Source organism: Streptomyces sp. NPDC044003 (genome assembly GCF_056435185.1).
This window is the reverse complement of record NZ_JBWKFA010000006.1, coordinates 79,719-98,691: the sequence shown is the minus strand read 5'-3', so window position 1 is coordinate 98,691 and position 18,973 is coordinate 79,719. Positions and strand designations below refer to the sequence as shown.

The window sequence follows — 18,973 nt, the reverse complement described above, 5'->3', positions numbered from 1 at the left end:
GTTCAGGGTCGGTGGGTGGTAAGGACGACGGCCGAGTTGAAGCCGTGGCGGCCGCGGGCCAGGACCAGGGCGGTGCTCAGGGCGGCCTCGCGGGGCTGCCCGGTCACCAGGTCGAGCCCGTAGGCGTCGGGCACCCGCGTGGTCCGGCCGGTCGCGGGGATCACCTGGTCGCGCAGGGCGAGCAGGGCGGCCACCAGGTCGGTGGGACCACCGCCCGCGCACAGGCGCCCGGTGAGGGCCTTGGGCGCGGTCACGGGTACGCCGCGCGGCCCGAAGAGCCGGCCGATCGCCTCGGCCTCGGCCCGGTCGAGTTCGGGGACACCCGCGCCGTCGGCGAACACCACGGAGACGTCGGCGGGCGTCAGACCGGCCTGTGCGAGGGCGAGTTCGGCGGCGCGGCCGAGGGCGGGCGGCCGGCCGGAGCCGGGCGCCGGGTCGAAGGTCGCGGCATAGCCGGCGATCTCGCCGTAGATCCGCTCGACCCCGCGCTCGCGCGCCGAGTCGGCGTCCTCGACGATGAGCACGGCGCCGCCCTCGCCCGGCACATGGCCGGAGGCCTCGGTGTCGAAGGGCAGGTAGGCGCGCTCCGGGTCGGTGACCGTGCTGACCAGGCCGCCGGCGAGCTGGGAGGCGTAACCCCAGGGGTCGAGCGCGGAGTCGACGCCGCCGGTGAGCACCAGCCGGGTGCCGCGGCGGACCGTGCGGCAGGCGTGGCCGATCGCGTCGAGGCCGCCGGCCTGCTCCCCGACCAGCGCGGCGCTGGGTCCGCGCATGGTGTTGCGGATGGAGATCTGGCCGGTGTTGACGGCGTAGAACCACGCGAACGACTCGTACACGCTGACGTACTGGGGTCCCTGGCTCCACAGCTTGTGGAACTCCCGGTGGGTGAAGTCGAAGCCGCCCTGCGCGGTGGAGGTGACGACGCCGAGGTCGTAGTCCTCGAAGCCCGCGTCGGCGCCCACGCCGGCGTCGGCGAGCGCCCAGTCCGCGGCGACGAGGGCGTAGCGGGTGGAGACGTCGGTCTGCGGCAGGAGCCGTCCGGGCAGGTGGTCGGAGGCCTCGAAGTCGTCGATCTGGCCGGCCAGCCGGGACGGGTAGCGCGAGGCGTCGAAGCGGGTCAGCTCTCCGATGCCGTTCTCGCCGGTCAGCAGCGCCTTCCAGTAGCGCTCGGTGCCGATGCCGCCGGGCGCGGTGACGCCGAGACCGGTGACGACGACCCGCTTGTGGCCGGAGGTGCCGGGCTCGATGTTCGACGGGGTGCTCATGCGGCCACCTCCGGGCGGTGCAGGACCATCGCGCTCTGGAAGCCGCCGAAGCCGCTGCCCACGGTGAGGACGGTGTCGATGCGCTGCTCGCGCGCGGTGAGCGGCACGTAGTCCAGGTCGCACTCGGGGTCGGGGGTGTGCAGATTCGCCGTCGGCGGTACGACGTTGTGCTCGATGGCCAGGATCGACGCGGCGATCTCGATGGAGCCGATCGCGCCGAGCGAGTGGCCCACCATGGACTTGATGGAGCTGACGGGCACCGCGTACGCGTGGTCGCCGAGGCTTCGCTTGAACGCGGCCGTCTCGTGGCGGTCGTTCTGCTTCGTGCCGGAGCCGTGCGCGTTGACGTAGTCGACGGCGGTGCGGTCGAGGCGGGCCTCGTCGAGCGCCGCCCGGATGGACTCGGCCATCTCGCGGCCGTCCTTCTTGAGACCCGTCATGTGGTACGCGTTGCAGCGCGTGGCGTAGCCGCCGACCTCGGCGTAGATGTGCGCCCCGCGCCGCTTGGCGGCCTCGTACTCCTCCAGGACGAACATGGCGGCGCCCTCGGCGAGGACGAAGCCGTTGCGGGTGCCGTCGAAGGGCCGGGAGGCGTGCTCCGGGTCGTCGTTGCGCGGGGTCGTCGCCTTGATGGCGTCGAAGCAGGCGACGACAATCGGCGAGACGGGGGTGTCGGCCGCGCCGGCGACCGCCACGTCCACGCTGCCCTCGCGGATCAGCTGGACGGCGTAGCCGACCGAGTCCAGGCCCGAGGTGCAGCCGTCGGACACCATGGTGACCGGGCCCTCGGCGCCGGCCGCCCAGGCGACCTCGGCGGGCATGACGCCCGGGCTGAGGTAGTCGAACATGTACGGCGACAGGTGCGCCGGGTCCACCAGCCACTCACGGCCGGCGTCCGCCATCACGAGGTACTCGTTCTCCAGGCTGGTCGCGGAGGCGACCGCGCTGCCCAGGGCGACACCGATCCGGGAGGGGTCGATCGTGTCCCTCTCCAGGCCGCTGTCGGCGAGCGCCTCGCGGGTGCAGGCGACGGCGAACTGGGTGGCGCGGTCCATGCGCCGGACCTCGCGCGGGGAGAAGCCCTCCGCCCGCGGGTCGAAGTCGACCTCGCCCGCGATCCGGGACCGGAACGGCGCGGCGTCGAAGAAGCTGATGGGCCGGGTGGCCGTGCGGCCCGCGGTGAGCAGGTCCCAGAAACCCTTCGTCCCCGAGCCGCCAGGGGCGCGCACCCCGACCCCGGTGATCACTACGCGTCGGGTCACCGTCGTCCTCCTGTGCTGCTGGGCATCGCGTGGGGCTCCTTTCGCCCGCCGTACCTCTCTGACACAGCGGCACACTCCCCCGCCCGGCTTGAGGGCGGCTCGCGGGCCGATGGTGCGCTCGTGGGCGCCCGCGAGCCGCCTTCCAGCCCCGCTCAAGGGGCCGCGACCACGCTCTCGGGTGGACGGCGGGACGCCCCGCACGCACCACCCCGCACCCGCCCGAGGGACCCAAGGGAGACGAGCAGCATGACGACGCAGACAGCGACGGACACGGCCGAGGCCACCGCTCCGGCGAAGCCGGTGGCGCTGGTGACCGGCGCCACCAGCGGCATCGGTCTGGCGATCGCACGGCGGCTCGCCGCACTCGGCGCACGCACCTTCCTGTGCGCCCGGGACGAGGCGCGCCTCGCGGAGACGGTCAAGGAGCTGCAGGCCGAGGGCTTCGACGTGGACGGCACGGTGTGCGACGTGGCGGACCCGGCGCAGATCCGCGCCTATGTGGCGGCGGCCGTCCAGCGGTACGGCACCGTCGACATCCTGGTGAACAACGCCGGCCGCAGCGGCGGCGGCGCCACCGCCGAGATCCCCGACGAGCTGTGGCTCGACGTCATCAACACCAACCTGACGAGCGTCTTCCTCATGACGAAGGAGGTGCTGGGCGCCGGTGGGATGCTGGCCAAGAAGCGCGGCCGGATCATCAACATCGCGTCCACGGGCGGCAAGCAGGGCGTCGTGCACGCGGTGCCGTACTCGGCGTCCAAGCACGGCGTCGTCGGTCTGACCAAGGCCCTCGGCCTGGAGCTGGCCCGTACCGGCATCACCGTGAACGCCGTGTGCCCCGGCTTCGTGGAGACCCCGATGGCCGAGCGGGTGCGCGAGCACTACGCCGGCATCTGGCAGGTGTCCGAGCAGGAGACCTTCGACCGCATCACCGCCCGGGTGCCGATGGGCCGGTACGTCGAGACCCGCGAGGTCGCCGCGATGGTCGAGTACCTGGTGGCGGACGACGCCGCCGCGGTCACCGCGCAGGCGCTCAACGTCTGCGGCGGGCTGGGCAACTACTGATGGCCGCCGAAGCTCAGGAGGCGCCCGTGGCGTCCGTGGCACCCGTCGCGCTGGTCACCGGCTCCTCCTCCGGCATCGGGCAGACCGTCGCCCAGCGGCTGGCCGGCGCGGGCTACCGCGTGGTCGTCAACTCCGCCCGCTCCGTGGAGGAGGGCGAGAAGACGGCCGCCGCACTCCCCGACGCGCTCTACGTCCAGGCGGACGTCTCCGACGAGGCGGACGCGCACCGCCTGGTGGAGACGGCCGTCGCGCACTACGGCCGGCTGGACGTCCTGATCAACAACGCCGGACGCACCCGCGCCATCCCGCATGCCGACCTGGCCGCCGCCACGCCCGAGGTGTGGCGGGAGATCCTCGGCCTCAACGTGATCGGGACCTGGCAGACCACCGTCGCCGCGATGCCGCACCTGTCCCGCTCGGGAGCCGGCGCCGTGGTCAACGTGTCCTCGATCGCGGGCAGCCGCCCGGCGGGCAGCTCGATCCCGTACGCGGTGAGCAAGGCGGCCATCGAGCACATGACCCGGCTCCTCGCGAACACGGTGGGCCCGGCCGTCCGCGTCAACGCGGTCGCGCCCGGGCTGATCGAGACGCCCTGGACGCAGAACAGCGACTTCTTCGCGCCGATCGCCGAGCACGTACGGCAGACCACTCCGCTGCGCCGCACGGGCCGGCCGGAGGACGTCGCGGAAGCCGTCCTGGGGCTGCTCCGCGCCACGTACACCACCGGGCAGGTCCTGCTGGTGGACGGCGGCGCCCACCTGCTCTGACCCATCCACCCCCGTTTCCCGAGGAGTTCCACCGTGCGGCTCGCCGTGAACCTCGTCCACCAAGGTGCCGGTGACCTCGCCCGCGCCGCCGAACGGCTGGGCTACGCCGCCGCGCTGGCCCCCGAGGGCTACCGCTCCGACGCGGCCAGCGTGCTGGGCCTCGTGGCGGGGGTGACCGAACGCATCGCCCTGATCTCGGGCGTGATGCAGATCCCCGGCCGCCCGCCCGCCATGGCCGCCCTGACCGCCGCCACACTCGACTCGCTGAGCGGCGGTCGCTTCCGGCTCGGCCTCGGAGTCTCCAACCCCGATGTGTCGGTGGGCTGGTACGGCGTCGATTTCACGCGACCGCTCGAACGCACCCGGGAGTACGTCGACATCGTCCGCCGCGCTCTGGAGGGCGGGCCCGTCACCCACCGGGGCACGTACTTCGAGGTCGGCGGACCGGCCCCCCTGCATCTGCTGACCGAACGGCCTCCCGGCCGGCTGCCGGTGCTGCTCGCGGCGGTCGGCCCGCGCAATCTGCGGCTCGCGGGGGAGATCGCGGACGGCTGGCTCGGGGTCTTCACCTCGCCGGAGGCCGTCTCCCAAGCCGTCGCGGAGATCCGTAAGGGCCGGGGAACGGACGACCTGAGCGGGTTCGACGTGCTGCCCAGCCTGCCCACCGCCGTCGCGGACACCGCGGAACAGGCGGCGGACGCGCTGCGTGGCCAGTACGTGTACCTCATGGGCATCGGCGACTCCGAGCGCAACTTCTACTGCGCGATGGCGCGTTCAATGGGGTACGAGGCCGAGGTCGCCGCCTTCCTCGACCGGCTCGCGGCAGGCGACCGTGCGGGCGCCGGCGCGGCGCTCCCGCTCGGCTTCATCGACCGTACGGCGCTGATCGGCCCCGTCGACCGGATCGCGGACCGGATGCGCGCCTACGCGGACGCGGGCGTGACCACCCTCGGAGTCATGGTCTCGGCCGCCGCGACCGACCTGGAGGGCCGTCTGTCCATCCTCGAAGCGGCTGCCCAGGCCCTGGAACGCTCCGGCACGGCCACCGGCTGACTCCGGTCCTGTTTCACGTGAAACAGGACCGTCACCCCCTGCCTGGTTTCACGTGAAACGAGAGCGCCCCCGGCCGCCTTGTTTCACGTGAAACGAGCCCCCGACCTGCTCACCGCACGGAGACGCCATGACGATCCTCTTCCACGACGACTTCACCGAAGGGCTGCGGGTGCGCTCCCCGGAAGCCCGGACCGAAGGTCCCTGGGCGCTGCGGCCCGCCGGTGCGCTGACGGCCGGGGACGGGATCACGCGCGCCACGGACGCCGGCCTGCTGGTGGAGCCGACCGGCACGGACCCCGGCACCGGGCGCCCGGCCTTCCTGGTGCCGCCCGGCGGCGAGCCCGTCGACCATCTGCGCTGGGCCGCCTTCGGCCCCGCGTGCCCGACCGGTGGCGCCACGGTCACCGTGTCGGCGACGCTCTCGGCCGAACAGCTGGGGGAGGCGGCGGACGACGTACCGGACGGGGCGGGCGCCCTCGTCGTACTGGACCGTGACGCCGGTCTGGTCCTGGACTTCGCGCTGACCGGCGGCCGGGTATGGGCGCTGTACGGCCGCGTGCCAGGCCCGGACGGCACACGGGGCGGCTTCTCGTACAGCGTGCCGCTCGCCAAGCGCGGCCCCCTGGACACGCATCACTGCGCCCTCGTGGTGGACACCGCGGCGGCCGTGGCCCGCTGGTTCATCGACGGCACCGAGATGTTCTCCGTGGAACGCCTGGGGCAGGCCCTGCCGGAGGAGGTGCGTGCGGACTCGGTGTCCCCGGGCCCGCTCGACCTCGTCCACTCCTCGGCGCTCGCGCCCGGTCTGGCGCTGATCTGCGACCGTCCGCACGGACAGGGTCTGCGTCTCACCGTGGGCGCGCTGTCGGTCACCGACGAGGTGGCGTCATGACCCGTATCGAGGACGCGGCCGGCTTCCACTCCTGGTTCGCCGGTCGAGGCGCCGCCCACCGGTACCGCATCACCCCGACTCCTCTGCACGACCTGGACGGCTGGTACACCGACGCCACCACCGGCGACGTCCGGCACCGCAGCGGCCGGTTCTTCTCGATCGAGGGCCTGCGGTTCGAGCCGGCCGCCCCGGATGCACCGGCCTGGACGCAGCCGATCATCCGGCAGCCGGAGACCGGCATCCTCGGCGTGCTGCTCAAGCGGTTCGACGGGGTCCCCCATCTGCTGATGCAGGCCAAGATGGAGCCGGGCAACATCACCACGCTCCAGCTCTCACCGACGGTGCAGGCCACCTTCAGCAACTACACCCGGGTGCACCGGGGCGCCGCCGTCCGGTACATCGACCACTTCCTCACCCCGGGCGCCGCGGACCGGGTGCACTACGACGCCCTGCAGAGCGAGCAGGGCTCGTGGTTCCTGGGCAAGCGCAACCGCAACATCGTCGTCGAGACGACCGCCGACGTCCCGGTCCACGAGGACTTCTGCTGGGTGCCGCGCCCGGTCCTCGCGGAGCTGCTGCGGGTCGACAACCTCATCAACATGGACTCGCGCACCGTGCTCGCCGGACTGCCCGACGACGTGGCGGACGACGGCACCGGCGAGGCTCCGCTCTCCGGGCGGGCGGCGGAGAAGCCGCTGCACGACACCGCGGCGCTGCTGCACTGGTTCACCGAGGCCAAGGTGCGCCACCGCCCCGAGCGCACGACGCTCCCGCTGAGCCGGGTCGGCGGCTGGCGCCGCGACGACGAGCGCGGCGAGATCGTCCACGAGGCGGGCCGGTACTTCCGGATCATCGGCGTCGACGTGGAGGCCGACAGCCGCGAGGTGCCCTCCTGGTCCCAGCCGATGCTGGCGCCGGCGGGACGGGGCGTCATCGCCTTCGTGAGCAAGGAGATCCACGGGGAGCGCCATCTGCTGGTGCAGGCCCGCGCCGAGGCGGGCACTTTCGACACCGCCGAGATCGGGCCCAGCGTGCAGTGCAACCCGGGCAATCTCACCGAGTCCGCGCGACGGCCGCCGTATCTGGACGCGGTGCTGTCCGCCCGGCCCGAGCAGGTGCTGTTCGACACCGTGCACTCCGAGGAGGGCGGCCGTTTCTACCATGCGGAGAACCGCTACCTGGTGGTGGACGGAGCCGAGGTCCCCCTCGACGTTCCCGAGGACTACACATGGATGACGGTCCGCCAGCTCACCCGTGCCGGCCGGATCGGCAACCTCGTCGACGTCGAGGCCCGCACCCTCCTGGCGTGCGTCCGCACCCTGCCCGGCCACGGGGTGTCCCGGTGAGCGCGCTGCGGATCGGGGTGGCGGGCTGCGCCGACATCGCCCTGCGCCGCATGGTGCCCGCCTTCGCGGCCTCCCCCCACACGGTCGTGACGGCGATCGCCAGCCGTACCGCCGAGAAGGCCCGGGCCGCCGCCTCCACCTTCGGCTGCGCGGCCGTCGTCGGGTACGACGCCCTGCTCGAACGGTCCGACGTGGACGCCGTGTACGTACCGCTGCCGGTCGCCCTGCACGCCCGGTGGACCGAACGCGCGCTGCGCGCGGGCAAGCACGTCCTGGCCGAGAAGCCGCTCACCGCGCGGCCCGACGACACCGCCCGCCTCCTCGACCTCGCCCGCGAGCGCGGAGTCGTCCTCGCCGAGAACTTCCTGTTCGTCCACCACAGCGCGTACACGGCCGTACGGGACCTGGTGGCCGAAGGCGTGATCGGCGACGTACGCGCGCTGCACGCCTCGTTCACGATCCCACCGCGGCCCGCCGACGACATCCGCTACCGCGCCGACCTGGACGGCGGGGCCCTTCTCGACATCGGCGTGTACCCGGTCCGGCTGGCCTCCCTGCTGCTCGGTCCGGAACTGCGCGTGCACGGCGCCGTCCTGCGCCACGACAGCGCGCGCGGCGTCGACCTCGGCGGCAGCGCGCTGCTCGGCGATCCCGTCACCGGGGCGAGCGCCCAGCTGGTCTTCGGCATGGAGCACGGGTACACGGCGGGCTGGCGGCTGCTCGGCAGTGAAGGCTGCCTGTCCCTCGACCGCGCCTACTCCCCGCCGTCCGAGCACCGCCCGGTGCTGCGGATCGAGCATGCGGGCGGCGTCGAGGAACGCGTCCTGCCGGCGCACGACCAGGCGGCCGCCGCCGTCGCCGCCTTCGCCGAGGCCGTACGACGACGGCGCACGAGCGACCCGGCGCACACGGCCGACGCGGGCGGCATCGACCGGACGGGCGCCACCGGCCGGACGGCCGACTCGGACGCCACCGGCAAGACGGCCGACACGACCGACGCGGCAGCCGTCATGCGCCAGGCCCGGCTGGTGGACGAGATCCGCCGGACAGCCCATGTCGTGAAGATCTGAGCCGAGGGACGGACGACGGACATGGACATCCGAGAGATCCCGCAGGTCCCGGGCTCCTACGTGATCACCCCGCGCCAGTGGCCCGACCCGCGCGGCACGTTCTTCGAGTCGCTCCGCACCGACCTGGTGAGCGAGGCCGTCGGGCGCCCCTTCGAGGTGCGGCAGATCAACTACTCGACCTCGCGCCGGAACACCCTGCGCGGCATCCACGGCGTCCTCATCCCGCCCGGCCAGGCGAAGTACGTCACCTGCGTCCGCGGCGCGCTGCGCGACATGGTGGTGGACCTGCGGGTCGGCTCGCCGACCTTCGGGCAGAGCGCGAGCACCCTGCTCACCCCCGAGAACGGGGTGGCCGTGCACGTCACCGAAGGTCTCGGCCACGGCTTCCTCGCCCTCACCGACGACACCTGCATCTCCTACGCCCTGTCCACCGCGCACGTCCCGGGCACCCAGTTCGAGATCGACCCGCTCGACCCCGAACTGGCGCTTCCCTGGGGCCACGAGGAACCACCGCTGCTGTCCGAGAAGGACGCCCGGGCACCGTCGCTGCGCACCGCCCTGGAGCGGGGCGTCCTCCCGCACTGGCCCGGCACCGGCACCGTGCCCTCCGGGGCCCACCGAAAGAACGGGACACCATGAAGCTGCTGTTTCTCGCGCCGGTCGTCGGCACCCACGGCGAGGTCACCACCGGTCTGGGCCTGGCCCGGCTCCTGGCACCCGCCGGCATCACCGCCCACTTCGTGGTGGACACCCACAACGCACCGCAGCTCGAGGCCGCCGGCGTGCCCGGCACCGTCATCGACGCCTCGATGGGCGAGGGTGTCCGCGCGGTCGTCGAGGACGCCGTACGGGCCGAGCGGCCCGACGTGATCGTGCTCAGCGACTACCTCTCGTACTGGCTGATGATGCACCGCGTCTACCGCACCGACCCCTGGTTCGTGGAGCGGCTCGGCGTCCCGGTGATCCCGCTCGACCTGTACGAGTGGGAGAACACCGACTTCCGCATCGACCACTTCGGGCTCGGCCTCGACGTGGACCGGCGGATCCTCGGGATGCCGGTCGCGCTGCGGCCCGCGCCCTGGGCCCGCCCCGACCCGGGCCCCGGCAGCCGCGCCCTGGTCTACCCGTTCATGCGCCCGCTGCCCCGCCCCGGCACCGAGGCGCGCCGCGCCGTGCGGTCCTCCCTCGGACTGCGTGACGAGGACCGGCTGCTCTCCCTGTCCGTCTCGGGCTGGCAGCGCCACGCCCAGTCGGTCGACGACCCGGTGACGCGCGGCCTCGCCCGACGGGTACCCGAGCGCGTCGCGGCGGCACTGCGCCGGCTGTCGGCCACCACGCGCTTCCTGGTCGTCGGACCCGACCTGGAGGGTCTCGAAGGGCTGCCGGCCGAGCGCACCCACCGGGTGCCGTCCTGCCCGCCCGACCGCTACCAGGCCCTCCTGGACGCCTCGGACGCCGTCCTCTCGCTGCACGCGCCCGCCTCGGCACTGGTCCGCTCGGTCTTCTCGGACCTGCCCGCGGTGTACGTCGGCCACAGCGGCCCGCACACCGAGGGGCCGGACGCCCTCGCCCCGTACAGCATGTGGCCGCTGCGCTGGAACTCCGTCGTCCGGCCGCTGCTCGCGGACAACCCGCTGACCGGGACCTTCCGGCAGGCCGAACTCCTGGACACCGACGGGACGGTGGCGGCCGTCGACGCCGTCCTGAACGACCCCGGGGAGCGCGCGCGCCTTGCGGAGGGACGCGCCCGCTACCTGGCCACGCTCGACGCGCTGCCCGCCGTACCGGAGATCTTCGCGGAGGCGGTGCGCCGCCTGGGCTGAGCCCGGACGGCGACGCACGCCGAAGCACCGCCGACGCACGCCGGGACCCGGATCCGCGGGTCACCGAGCAGCGGCGGCGGCGAACTCCCGGATGCTGCTGGTCACATGGTCGATCATCGCGTCCGTCAGACTCGGATGGACACCCACCCACAGGGTGTGCTCCGTGATGACATCGGAGTTGGTCAGCTCGCCCACCACCCGGAACTCACGGCCCTGATAGGCGGGGTGCCGTGTCAGGTTGCCGCCGAAAAGCCGCCGCGTGCCGATGGCGCGGGAGCCCAGGAACCCCTCCAGATCGCGCCGGGTGAAGGGGGCGTCGGGCCGCACGGTGAGCACGAAACCGAACCAGCTGGGGTCGCTGTGCTCCGTCGCCCGGGGCAGCAGCAGCCCGGGAACGTCCGCGAGACCCTCGTACATGCGCTGCCAGTTGGCCCGGCGGGCCTTGCCGAAGGAGTCGAGCCTGGTCAGCTGGCTGACGCCGAGCGCCGCCTGGATGTCGGTGGCCTTCAGGTTGTAGCCGAGGTGCGTGAAGATGTACTTGTGGTCGTAGCCGTGCGGCAGCGTGCCCAGCTGGTAGTCGAAGCGTTTGAAGCAGGTGTTGTCCTGGCCCGGCTCACACCAGCAGTCCCGGCCCCAGTCCCGCAGCTGCTCCACGATCCGCGCCAGCGCCAGATTCCGGGTGAGGACGCAGCCGCCCTCGCCCGTGGTGATGTGGTGCGCCGGGTAGAAGCTGGTCGTCGTCAGGTCGCCGAAGGTGCCGGTCAGCCTTCCGTGGTGGTACGAGCCGACCGCGTCGCAGTTGTCCTCCACGAGGTACAGACCGTGCTCCGCGGCGATCGCGGCGATGTCCGCCACCGGGAACGGGTTGCCCAGCGCGTGCGCGATCATGATCGCCTTGGTCCGGGGGCCGACCGCGGCGAGGACCCGCTCCGCGGTCGTGTTGTACGTGCCGAGCTCGACGTCGACGAAGACGGGGACCAGGCCGTTCTGGATGATCGGGTTGACCGTCGTCGGGAACCCGGCCGCCACGGTGATCACCTCGTCGCCGGGGCGGAGCCTGCGCTCGCCCAGGGTGTGGGAGGTCAGCGAGGTCAGGGCGAGGAGGTTGGCCGAGGAACCGGAGTTGGTCATGTGCGCCTTGCGCAGCCCGAAGTAGCGGGCGAAGTCGCGCTCGAAGCGCCGGCTGCTGGGCCCGGCCGCGATCCGCAGGTCGAGCGCCGCCTCGACGAGCGCCACCCGGTCGTTCGCGTCGAGTGTCGCGCCCGCCGGCTGCACCGGCGTCACACCGGGTACGAACTCCCGCTCCTCCGTCGCCCGGTGGTACTCGCGCACCTTCGCCAGGATGTGCGTCTTCTCCGCGTCCATCGGATCCACTGGCCTTTCGCTGGGCTGACAGGGAGTGCGGCGCGGACGTGCCACCGCGGACCCCGTCACCCTGAGGCCGTCCCCTAGCCGCCGACTAGCCGGTCGCTAGCCCACCGCTGGTCCCCGGCTCGAGCCCCGCTGGAAGCCCGGACGCCGCCTCCCACAGGCCCCGCAGCGACTCCTCCGGGTCGCGCACCGCCCGCCAGCCGAGGAGCGCCTCCGCGATCTCGTGGGACGGGCCCTGCTCCACCCCGGACAGGCCGCCGGGCGGCGCGTGCCCCGGCTCCGGGAGGCGCTCCTCGACGTGCGCGGGCACCCCGCTGAGCCGGATGAGCAGGTCGAGGAGGTCCCGTACGTCGACCGGGCGGCCCGTTCCCAGATCGAGGGACCGGCCGCGCACCCGCGCGGCGGCCGGCGGCGCCACGGCGGCGAGCACGGCGCCGGCGGCGTCCCGCACGTCGAGGAACTCGCGGCGCTCACGCCGCGCGAGGGTCGTCACGGTCACGGCTTCGCCGGTGCGCGCCGCCCGGGCGAGCCGCGCGCCGACCCCGCCCAGGAAACTGCCCTCCGGGGTGCCCGGGCCCAGCAGGTTCGGCAGCCGCAGCACCGTGCCGCCCGCCGCCGTCACGCACGCGGTGGCCGCCGCCTTCGTACGGCCGTAGACGGTCGCCGCCGCGTGCTCGTGCACGCTGCCGAGCTGGACGAACCGGGGCGCTCGGGTCGCGAGGGCGGTCACGGCCGTCATGAACCGGAGCACCGCGTGCTCGTTGGCCTCCGCCATCTCGGCCTCGCTGGCGCCCCACACCGCGCCGGAGGCGTTCACCACCACCTGCGGCGCCAGCGCGGCCAGCTCGTCCGCGAGCCGTCCGGGCCCGGACCGCACCAGGTCGACCGCGCGCGCCGTGACACCTCTGGGCGCCCGGGCGCGCCGGGACCAGGCGTGCACCTCCCAGCCGCGGGCCAGGAACGCGGCGCACACGTGCCCCCCGGCGAATCCGCTGCCGCCGAGGACGAGCACACACGGCGCGGGGACGGAACGGGCTGCCATGTCAGGGCCTCCTTCGGGGCTGCTGCCGGGGGCGGAGCTTTCCTGGGTTCAGGGCTGTTGCCGGGGCCGGAGCCTTCCAGGGTTCAGGGGCTGCTACCGGGGCCGGAGCCTTCCAGGGCGGCCTGTAGTCCCGCTCGAGCGGCCCACGTGAGGCTGGCGCGAGGAGTACGGGACCGGGCGACCGGCCCCGGCCGCAGGCACTCACAAGGAGCAGACCAGGATGCCGACTCAGGAGTTGACGGCACGGCAGGTGTCGTCCCGCATCGAATCCGCCGCCGTGGTGGCCGCGGCCGCCGATGTCGCGAAGACCGCCGCGGAGCACGCGCGGGCCGCCGAGCGCGATCGCCGGCTCGCCCCGGAGGTGGTGCGGTCCCTGCTGGACGCCGGCTTCGCGCGCCACTTCGTACCGCGCCGGCACGGCGGCGAGGCCGGGACCTTCGAGGAGATCGTGCGGGCGGTGGCCCTGGTCGGCGAGGGCTGCACCTCGGCCGCCTGGGCGGCTTCGCTGACCGCCTCCCTCGGCCGGATGGCCGCGTACCTCCCCGAGGAGGGACAGCGGCGTGTCTGGGCGGGGGGTCCGGACGTGCTGATCGTGGGCGCGCTCATGCCGCTGGGCCGGGCCCGGCGCGAGGAGGGCGGCTGGCGGATCGACGGCACCTGGCCGTACGTCAGCGCGGTGGACTACGCGGACTGGGCGCTGGTGTGCGCGATGACGACCGAGGACCGGCCGACCGCCCGGTTCTTCGCCGTGCCGCGCGGCGACTGGCGCACCGAGGACACCTGGTCGTCGGTCGGGATGCGCGGCACCGGCAGCAACACGCTTTCGGTGGAGGGGGTGTTCGTGCCGGACGAGCTGACCTTCACCCGTGACTCCCTCGCCACCGGCATCGCCGAGGGCGAGGAGGCGCCCTGCCACCGTGTGCCCCTGAAGGCCGTCAACGGGCTGTGCTTCGCCGCCCCCGTGCTGGGCGCCGCGCGTGCCGCCCTGGCGGCCTGGCGGGAGGGCACGGCACCCCGCCACACCTCGGCCTCGGGCGGTCTGGAGAGTGCGGCGGCGGTCGTCCTCAGCCGCGCGGCGGGCGAGGCGGACGCGGCGGCGCTGCTCCTGGAGGCGGCGGCCCGTACGGCCGACACCGGACAGGTCACCGCCTCCGACACGGCCCGCGCGGGCCGGGACTGCGCGCTCGCCGCGGAGCTCGCCACGTCCGCCGTGGACCGCCTGTTCGCCTCGGCGGGAACCCGCGCCCACCAGGACTCGGCCCCGCTGCAGCGCCACTGGCGGGACGCCCACACCGCATCCGGCCACGTGGTCCTGGCCTTCCAGGCCGCGGCCGAGTCGTACGCCCGCGAGCTCCACCCGCCGCACCCCGCGAACTGACCGAGGCCCGGCGCGCCCACCCCGTCACGGGCCCGGCGCGCCCACGGTCACGGGCCCCGGCGCGCCCACCCCATCACGGGCCCGGCGCGCCCACGGTCACGGGCCCCGATGCCCGGCCCCGTACCCCTGCCGCGCCCACCGTCACAAGCCCCGGCGCCCGGCCCCGTACGGCTCCGGCGCCCACCGTCGCAGGCACCCGCGCCCGGCCCCGTACCCCTCAGTCCTGCGTGTCGTCCTGGCAGCTCGGGCTCGTGCCGCCGCACGGGTCCTCCGTGGGGGCGCGGTGCCGGCCGCCCCGGGTCGCGGCCCCCGTCGGCTCGCGCAGGAGCCTGCGCGGCCCGGGACCCTCCTCGCCGAGCTCGTCGAACGGGTTCGTCAGCGGACAGTCCCGTACCGAGAGACAGCCGCAGCCGATGCAGTCCTCCAGGCCGTCGCGCAGCGCGAGCAGCTGCTCGATGCGCGCGTTGAGATCCGCGCGCCAGCGCTGCGAGAGCCGTGCCCAGTCGTCCCGGTTGGGCGTGCGCTCCTCGGGCAGCTCGGCCAGTGCTTCGGCGACCGTGCTCAGGGGGATTCCCATGCGCTGGGCGACCCGGATCACCGAGATGCGCCGCAGCGTGTCCCGGGTGTAGCGGCGCTGGTTGCCGGGCGTGCGGCGGCTCTTGATCAGGCCCTTGGACTCGTAGAAGTGCAGGGCCGTGACCGCGACGCCGCTGCGCGCCGACAGCTGTCCGACGGTGAGCTCGGTGACGTGGTACGCGGGCCGGGCGACGGTCATGTCAGCCGGCCTCCACCAGGGCCCGGTGCAGCTGGTCCACGGAGGGGACGCCGGTGGTGACCCGTACGCCGTCGACGAAGACGGTCGGGACGCCGGTGACCCCGAGGCGGGCGGCGGCCCGCTCGTCCTCGCGTACGTCCTCGCCGTAGGCGTCCGTCGCCAGGACCGCCGTCACGCGGTCGGCGTCGAGCCCGGCGGCCGTCGCGGTGCGGAGCAGGACCTCGTGGTCCGCCACGTTCAGCTGTTCCGTCAGGTAGGTGCGGAACAGCTCGCCCTTCATCTTGTGCGCGAGACCGTCCTCGGCGGCCAGGTGCACCAGGCGCTGCGCGTCGAAGGAGTTCACGGGGCGGACGCCGGTGAGGCGGATGTCCAGCCCCTCGGCCTCGCCCAGGACCCGGATCTTCTCGAACAGCTCGACCGTTTCCCCGGGTTGGAGTCCGAGCTTCTCCCGCATCATCTCGCCGAGCGTAGCACCGGGCGTACGGGGCTGGTCGGGACGGAGTTCGAAGCTCCGCCACACCACCTCGGCCTCGCGGTCCTCCAGGCGTTCGATCGCCTTGTCGAGGCGCGCCTTGCCGATGTAGCACCACGGACACATGATGTCGGACCAGATCTCGATCTTCACGGACGGTCTCTCCCCACTTCCGGTTGTACGTCTCAGGCTGCAACCTCGAGTGCGCTGGAGGTCAAGCGCACTCGAGGTCGGCCGCACGGAAAACGCGCCGGCCGGCCCCGCTCGGGGACCGGCCGGCGCGGCGCACCCGCGTAGCCGCTACTTGACGACCGTCGTGGTCAGCGCGATCGGCTGGTCGGGCCAGCAGGCGAGCTGGGCCTCGCCGGCCCAGTTCGGGGAGATGAAGGTCCAGCTGAAGCCCGGGTCGTCGTGGGAGGTGCCGCCGAAGCGGGTCTCCAGGGTGGTCCGGCTGTAGGGGGCCTTCAGCTTGATGGTGATCTTCGGCAGGTCGAAGGGGGTGTTGGAGACGTACGGGCCCGCGGCGCGCAGCACGGCCTTGGTGCCGTCTATCTGCAGCTCCGGGGTGCCCGCGGCGCCGCCGTCGGCGACCTGGTAGGAGACGACCGTCGCGCCGGCCGGCAGCTTGAACTGCAGGGCGACGTTCTTGACCTCCTTGTTGTAGGCCGGGTTCGGGGTGATCGGGGCCGGGTCGAGGGTGACGTCGAAGGTCGCCCCGGGCCGGACGGTCGCGGGGGCGACGGCGTCCACGTAGGTGGAGTAGGCGAGGCCGGTCACGGTGCCGACCCGGCAGTCGAAGTAGGTCTTCACCGGAGCGGCCTGGGCGCCGGACGTGGTGGCCGCGACACCGGCCAGGGCCAGCGGGACGGCGATCGCGGCGGTGCGGGCACGGCTGCGCAGTGCGGACATGGTGATGGGTTTCCGTTCTCGTCGACAGCGTGCCGCCGGCCGGGTGCCGGCGGCTGAGTGGGTGGTGAGGAAGGCGCGACGGTGCCGACCGACGGCACACGGCGTCCCGTGGTCAGGAGGTGTGGGCGCGCCAGAAGTCGGGGTGGTCGCGGTACCAGTCCACGACCGCCCCCAGTCCGCTCTCGATCGACCAGCGGGGCGCGTAGCCCAGCTCCTCGCGGATCTTGGAGTCGTCGATCGCGTAGCGGAAGTCGTGTCCGAGGCGGTCCTCGACATGGCGCACCATGTCCCAGTCCGCGCCCAGGAGGTCGAGCAGGCGGGCGGTCATCTCGCGGTTGCTCATGCCGCTGCCGCCGCCGATGTTGTAGATCTCGCCGGCCCGGCCCTTGGTGAGCACGAGCTGCAGGGCCCGGCAGTGGTCGTCCACGTGCAGCCATTCGCGCACGTTGCGGCCGTCGCCGTACAGCGGGACCGTCCGGCCGGTCAGCAGCCGGGTGACGAAGAGGGGGATGAGCTTCTCGGGGTGCTGACGGGGTCCGTAGTTGTTGGAGCAGCGGGTGACGCGGACGTCGAGTCCGTGCGTCCGGTGGTAGGCCCGGGCGATCAGGTCGCTGGACGCCTTGGACGCGGCGTAGGGCGAGTTGGGCAGCAGCGGGCTCTCCTCGGTCCAGGTGCCGCTGTCCACCGAGCCGTACACCTCGTCGGTGGAGACGTGCAGGACCCGGTCCACCCCGGCGTGCAGGGCGGCGTCGAGCAGCTGCTGGGTGCCCATGACGTTCGTACGGACGAACTCGCCGGGGCCGGTGAGGGAGCGGTCGACGTGGGACTCGGCCGCGAAGTGCACGATCGCGTCGTGGCCGGGGACGACGCGGTCGAGGAGGCCCCGGTCGCAGATGTCGCCGTGGACGAAGTCGAGCCGGTCGTGGTCCTCGGGCAGGTTGTCGCGGCGGCCCGCGTAGGTGAGCCGGTCGACGACCGTGACGTGGACGTCCTCGGTCTCGGGGTAGGCGCCCGCGAGGATCTGGCGGACGTAGTGCGAGCCGATGAATCCGGCGGCGCCGGTGACCAGGAGCCTCATGCCGCGACCTCCGCCCGGGTGTGGTCGCCGATGATGAGCCGGCGTCCGGCGGCCTCGCCGCCGCGCACGTCGGCCGAGCGGCCGATGAGGGAGCCGGACAGGCCGCGCACGCCCTGGATGGTCACGCCGTCGAGGACGATCGAGTCGCGGATGCCGGCGTCCTCCAGGACGCAGTCGCGGCCGAGGGCGGTGTACGGGCCGAGCTCGCTGTCGCGCACGACGCTGCCCGCGCCCACCACCAGCGGTCCGACGAGGTGTGAGCGCTCCACGCGGGCTCCGGCCTCGACGACCACGGCCCCTTCGAGGGTGCTGGCCGCGTCGACCTCGCCCCGTACGCCGGGGTCGAGTCCGCGGAGCAGTACCCGGTTGCAGTCGAGCAGGTCGTCGGGGCTGCCGGTGTCCTTCCAGTAGCCGGTGTACTCGCCGGCGACGACGCGGTCACCGCGTTCCACGAGGTACTGGATGGCGTCGGTGATCTCCAGCTCGCCGCGGGCGCTGGGCTCGATGGCGCGGACCGCCTCGTGCACGGCGGCGGTGAAGAAGTACACGCCGATCACGGCGAGGTCGCTGCGCGGCTGCCGCGGCTTCTCCACCAGCGCGCGGACCCGGCCCTCGGCGTCGATCTCGGCGACGCCGTAGGCGCGCGGGTCGTCCACCTTGGTGAGCAGCAGCCGGGCGGCGGGGCGCTCGGCCCGGAAGTCGCGGGCGGACTCGGCGATGCCGTCGGCGAGGATGTTGTCGCCCAGGTACATCACGAAGTCGTCCTCCCCGAGGAACTCCTCGGCGATGGCGACGGCGTGCGCCAGGCCGAGGGGAGCCTCCTGCTGGAGGTAGGTGACGTTCAGTCCGTAGGCGGAGCCGTCTCCGACGACGGCGCGGACGTCCTCGGCGCGGTCACCGACGACGACGGCGACGTCCTCGACACCGATGGCGCGGACGTTCTCCAGACAGTGCACCAGGATCGGCTTGTTGGCGACGGGCACCAGCTGTTTGGGCATGGAATAGGTGAAGGGACGCAGTCTGGTCCCCATCCCTCCGGACAGAATCAGTGCCTTCATGGCAACCCTTCACTCCCGCCTTCGGCCCTTGCCTTGGTTACGGGAACGATTCTGCGAAGCCGACCTAGAGAGCCGGTCCAATCCAGCTGGACCCGGCGCGATTCCTACCCGTACGAGCTCGTACGCCCGGCCGTGTGCCCGGCGCGTGCCCGGCGTATGCCCGGCATGTGCCCGCCGCCGGGGGCGCGTCCGTGAACGCGGAGAAGGGGGCCGGCGCGGGCCGGCCCCCTTCGTGGACACGTGCGACGGGGGAATGGCACGTGTCCGTACGGGGGCGTGCTCGCCCGCCGGTGGGGCGGGCGGCACGCGGGTGCGCGGCCGGGGCCCCGGGGTCGTGACCCCGGGTG

The 18,973-nt window shown here is 73.5% G+C and carries 18 protein-coding genes; 9 read left to right on the top strand and 9 right to left on the bottom strand.

Annotation, left to right across the window (positions count from 1 at the left end; all coding sequences use genetic code 11):
• Positions 1-2 precede the first annotated feature (2 nt).
• Both AC07AW_RS23825 and AC07AW_RS23820 read right to left on the bottom strand, forming a co-directional pair.
• Positions 3-1,265: a ketosynthase chain-length factor gene (locus AC07AW_RS23825; RefSeq protein WP_478817471.1), complete on the bottom strand. Its 1,263-nt coding sequence runs from the start codon at positions 1,263-1,265 to the stop codon at positions 3-5.
• Positions 1,262-2,527, bottom strand: coding sequence for a beta-ketoacyl-[acyl-carrier-protein] synthase family protein (locus tag AC07AW_RS23820; RefSeq protein WP_478817470.1), 1,266 nt, complete (start codon positions 2,525-2,527; stop codon positions 1,262-1,264). The genes AC07AW_RS23825 and AC07AW_RS23820 overlap by 4 nt, the downstream gene beginning before the upstream one ends.
• Before the next feature lie 246 nt (positions 2,528-2,773).
• Here AC07AW_RS23820 and AC07AW_RS23815 point away from each other — a divergent pair, with 246 nt between their 5' ends.
• From AC07AW_RS23815 to AC07AW_RS23780, 8 genes are all read left to right on the top strand, one after another.
• Positions 2,774-3,592: an SDR family NAD(P)-dependent oxidoreductase gene (locus AC07AW_RS23815; RefSeq protein WP_392158795.1), complete on the top strand. Its 819-nt coding sequence runs from the start codon at positions 2,774-2,776 to the stop codon at positions 3,590-3,592.
• Between the two features lie 26 nt (positions 3,593-3,618).
• On the top strand, positions 3,619-4,359 hold the full coding sequence (locus AC07AW_RS23810) for an SDR family NAD(P)-dependent oxidoreductase (protein ID WP_478817469.1): 741 nt from the start codon (positions 3,619-3,621) through the stop codon (positions 4,357-4,359).
• A 33-nt stretch (positions 4,360-4,392) separates the two neighbouring features.
• Positions 4,393-5,412, top strand: a complete 1,020-nt coding sequence (locus AC07AW_RS23805) for an LLM class flavin-dependent oxidoreductase (RefSeq protein WP_478817468.1) — start codon at positions 4,393-4,395, stop codon at positions 5,410-5,412.
• A gap of 127 nt (positions 5,413-5,539) precedes the next feature.
• Positions 5,540-6,304, top strand: a complete 765-nt coding sequence (locus AC07AW_RS23800; protein WP_478817467.1) for a DUF6081 family protein — start codon at positions 5,540-5,542, stop codon at positions 6,302-6,304.
• Positions 6,301-7,650, top strand: coding sequence for an NDP-hexose 2,3-dehydratase family protein (locus AC07AW_RS23795; RefSeq protein WP_478817466.1), 1,350 nt, complete (start codon positions 6,301-6,303; stop codon positions 7,648-7,650). Before AC07AW_RS23800 ends, AC07AW_RS23795 begins: the two co-directional genes overlap by 4 nt.
• Complete coding sequence (locus AC07AW_RS23790) at positions 7,647-8,720, top strand: Gfo/Idh/MocA family protein (protein WP_478817465.1); 1,074 nt, start codon at positions 7,647-7,649, stop codon at positions 8,718-8,720. Before AC07AW_RS23795 ends, AC07AW_RS23790 begins: the two co-directional genes overlap by 4 nt.
• A 21-nt stretch (positions 8,721-8,741) precedes the next feature.
• Complete coding sequence (locus tag AC07AW_RS23785; RefSeq protein ID WP_478817464.1) at positions 8,742-9,359, top strand: dTDP-4-dehydrorhamnose 3,5-epimerase family protein; 618 nt, start codon at positions 8,742-8,744, stop codon at positions 9,357-9,359.
• Positions 9,356-10,543 carry a DUF6365 family protein gene (locus AC07AW_RS23780; RefSeq protein ID WP_478817463.1) on the top strand — a complete coding sequence of 396 codons (1,188 nt, stop codon included), beginning with the start codon at positions 9,356-9,358 and terminating at the stop codon, positions 10,541-10,543. The genes AC07AW_RS23785 and AC07AW_RS23780 overlap by 4 nt, the downstream gene beginning before the upstream one ends.
• A 60-nt stretch (positions 10,544-10,603) precedes the next feature.
• Here AC07AW_RS23780 and rfbH read toward each other — a convergent pair whose 3' ends face one another.
• Together rfbH and AC07AW_RS23770 are read right to left on the bottom strand one after the other, a co-directional pair.
• On the bottom strand, positions 10,604-11,908 hold the full coding sequence (rfbH, locus tag AC07AW_RS23775) for a lipopolysaccharide biosynthesis protein RfbH (RefSeq protein ID WP_478817462.1): 1,305 nt from the start codon (positions 11,906-11,908) through the stop codon (positions 10,604-10,606).
• Positions 11,909-12,002: 94 nt separating this feature from the next.
• Positions 12,003-12,956, bottom strand: coding sequence for an NAD-dependent epimerase/dehydratase family protein (locus tag AC07AW_RS23770; protein ID WP_478817461.1), 954 nt, complete (start codon positions 12,954-12,956; stop codon positions 12,003-12,005).
• Between the two features lie 220 nt (positions 12,957-13,176).
• On the opposite strand from AC07AW_RS23770, the gene AC07AW_RS23765 reads away from it, so the two are divergent.
• Complete coding sequence (locus AC07AW_RS23765) at positions 13,177-14,334, top strand: acyl-CoA dehydrogenase family protein (protein WP_478817460.1); 1,158 nt, start codon at positions 13,177-13,179, stop codon at positions 14,332-14,334.
• 217 nt (positions 14,335-14,551) lie between these two features.
• On the opposite strand, the gene soxR is transcribed toward AC07AW_RS23765, so the two are convergent.
• The 5 genes from soxR to AC07AW_RS23740 form a co-directional block, all read right to left on the bottom strand.
• Positions 14,552-15,109: a redox-sensitive transcriptional activator SoxR gene (gene soxR, locus AC07AW_RS23760; protein ID WP_478817459.1), complete on the bottom strand. Its 558-nt coding sequence runs from the start codon at positions 15,107-15,109 to the stop codon at positions 14,552-14,554.
• A gap of 1 nt (position 15,110) precedes the next feature.
• A complete protein-coding gene (locus tag AC07AW_RS23755; RefSeq protein WP_478817458.1) occupies positions 15,111-15,734 on the bottom strand; it encodes a DsbA family oxidoreductase in 624 nt (207 codons plus the stop codon).
• A 147-nt stretch (positions 15,735-15,881) separates the two neighbouring features.
• Positions 15,882-16,490, bottom strand: coding sequence for a hypothetical protein (locus tag AC07AW_RS23750; protein ID WP_478817457.1), 609 nt, complete (start codon positions 16,488-16,490; stop codon positions 15,882-15,884).
• 112 nt (positions 16,491-16,602) lie between these two features.
• Positions 16,603-17,568: a dTDP-glucose 4,6-dehydratase gene (gene rfbB / locus AC07AW_RS23745; RefSeq protein ID WP_478817456.1), complete on the bottom strand. Its 966-nt coding sequence runs from the start codon at positions 17,566-17,568 to the stop codon at positions 16,603-16,605.
• Entirely contained in the window at positions 17,565-18,626 is a 1,062-nt protein-coding gene (locus AC07AW_RS23740) for a glucose-1-phosphate thymidylyltransferase (protein WP_478817455.1), read from the bottom strand. The genes rfbB and AC07AW_RS23740 overlap by 4 nt, the downstream gene beginning before the upstream one ends.
• Between the last annotated feature and the right edge of the window lie 347 nt (positions 18,627-18,973).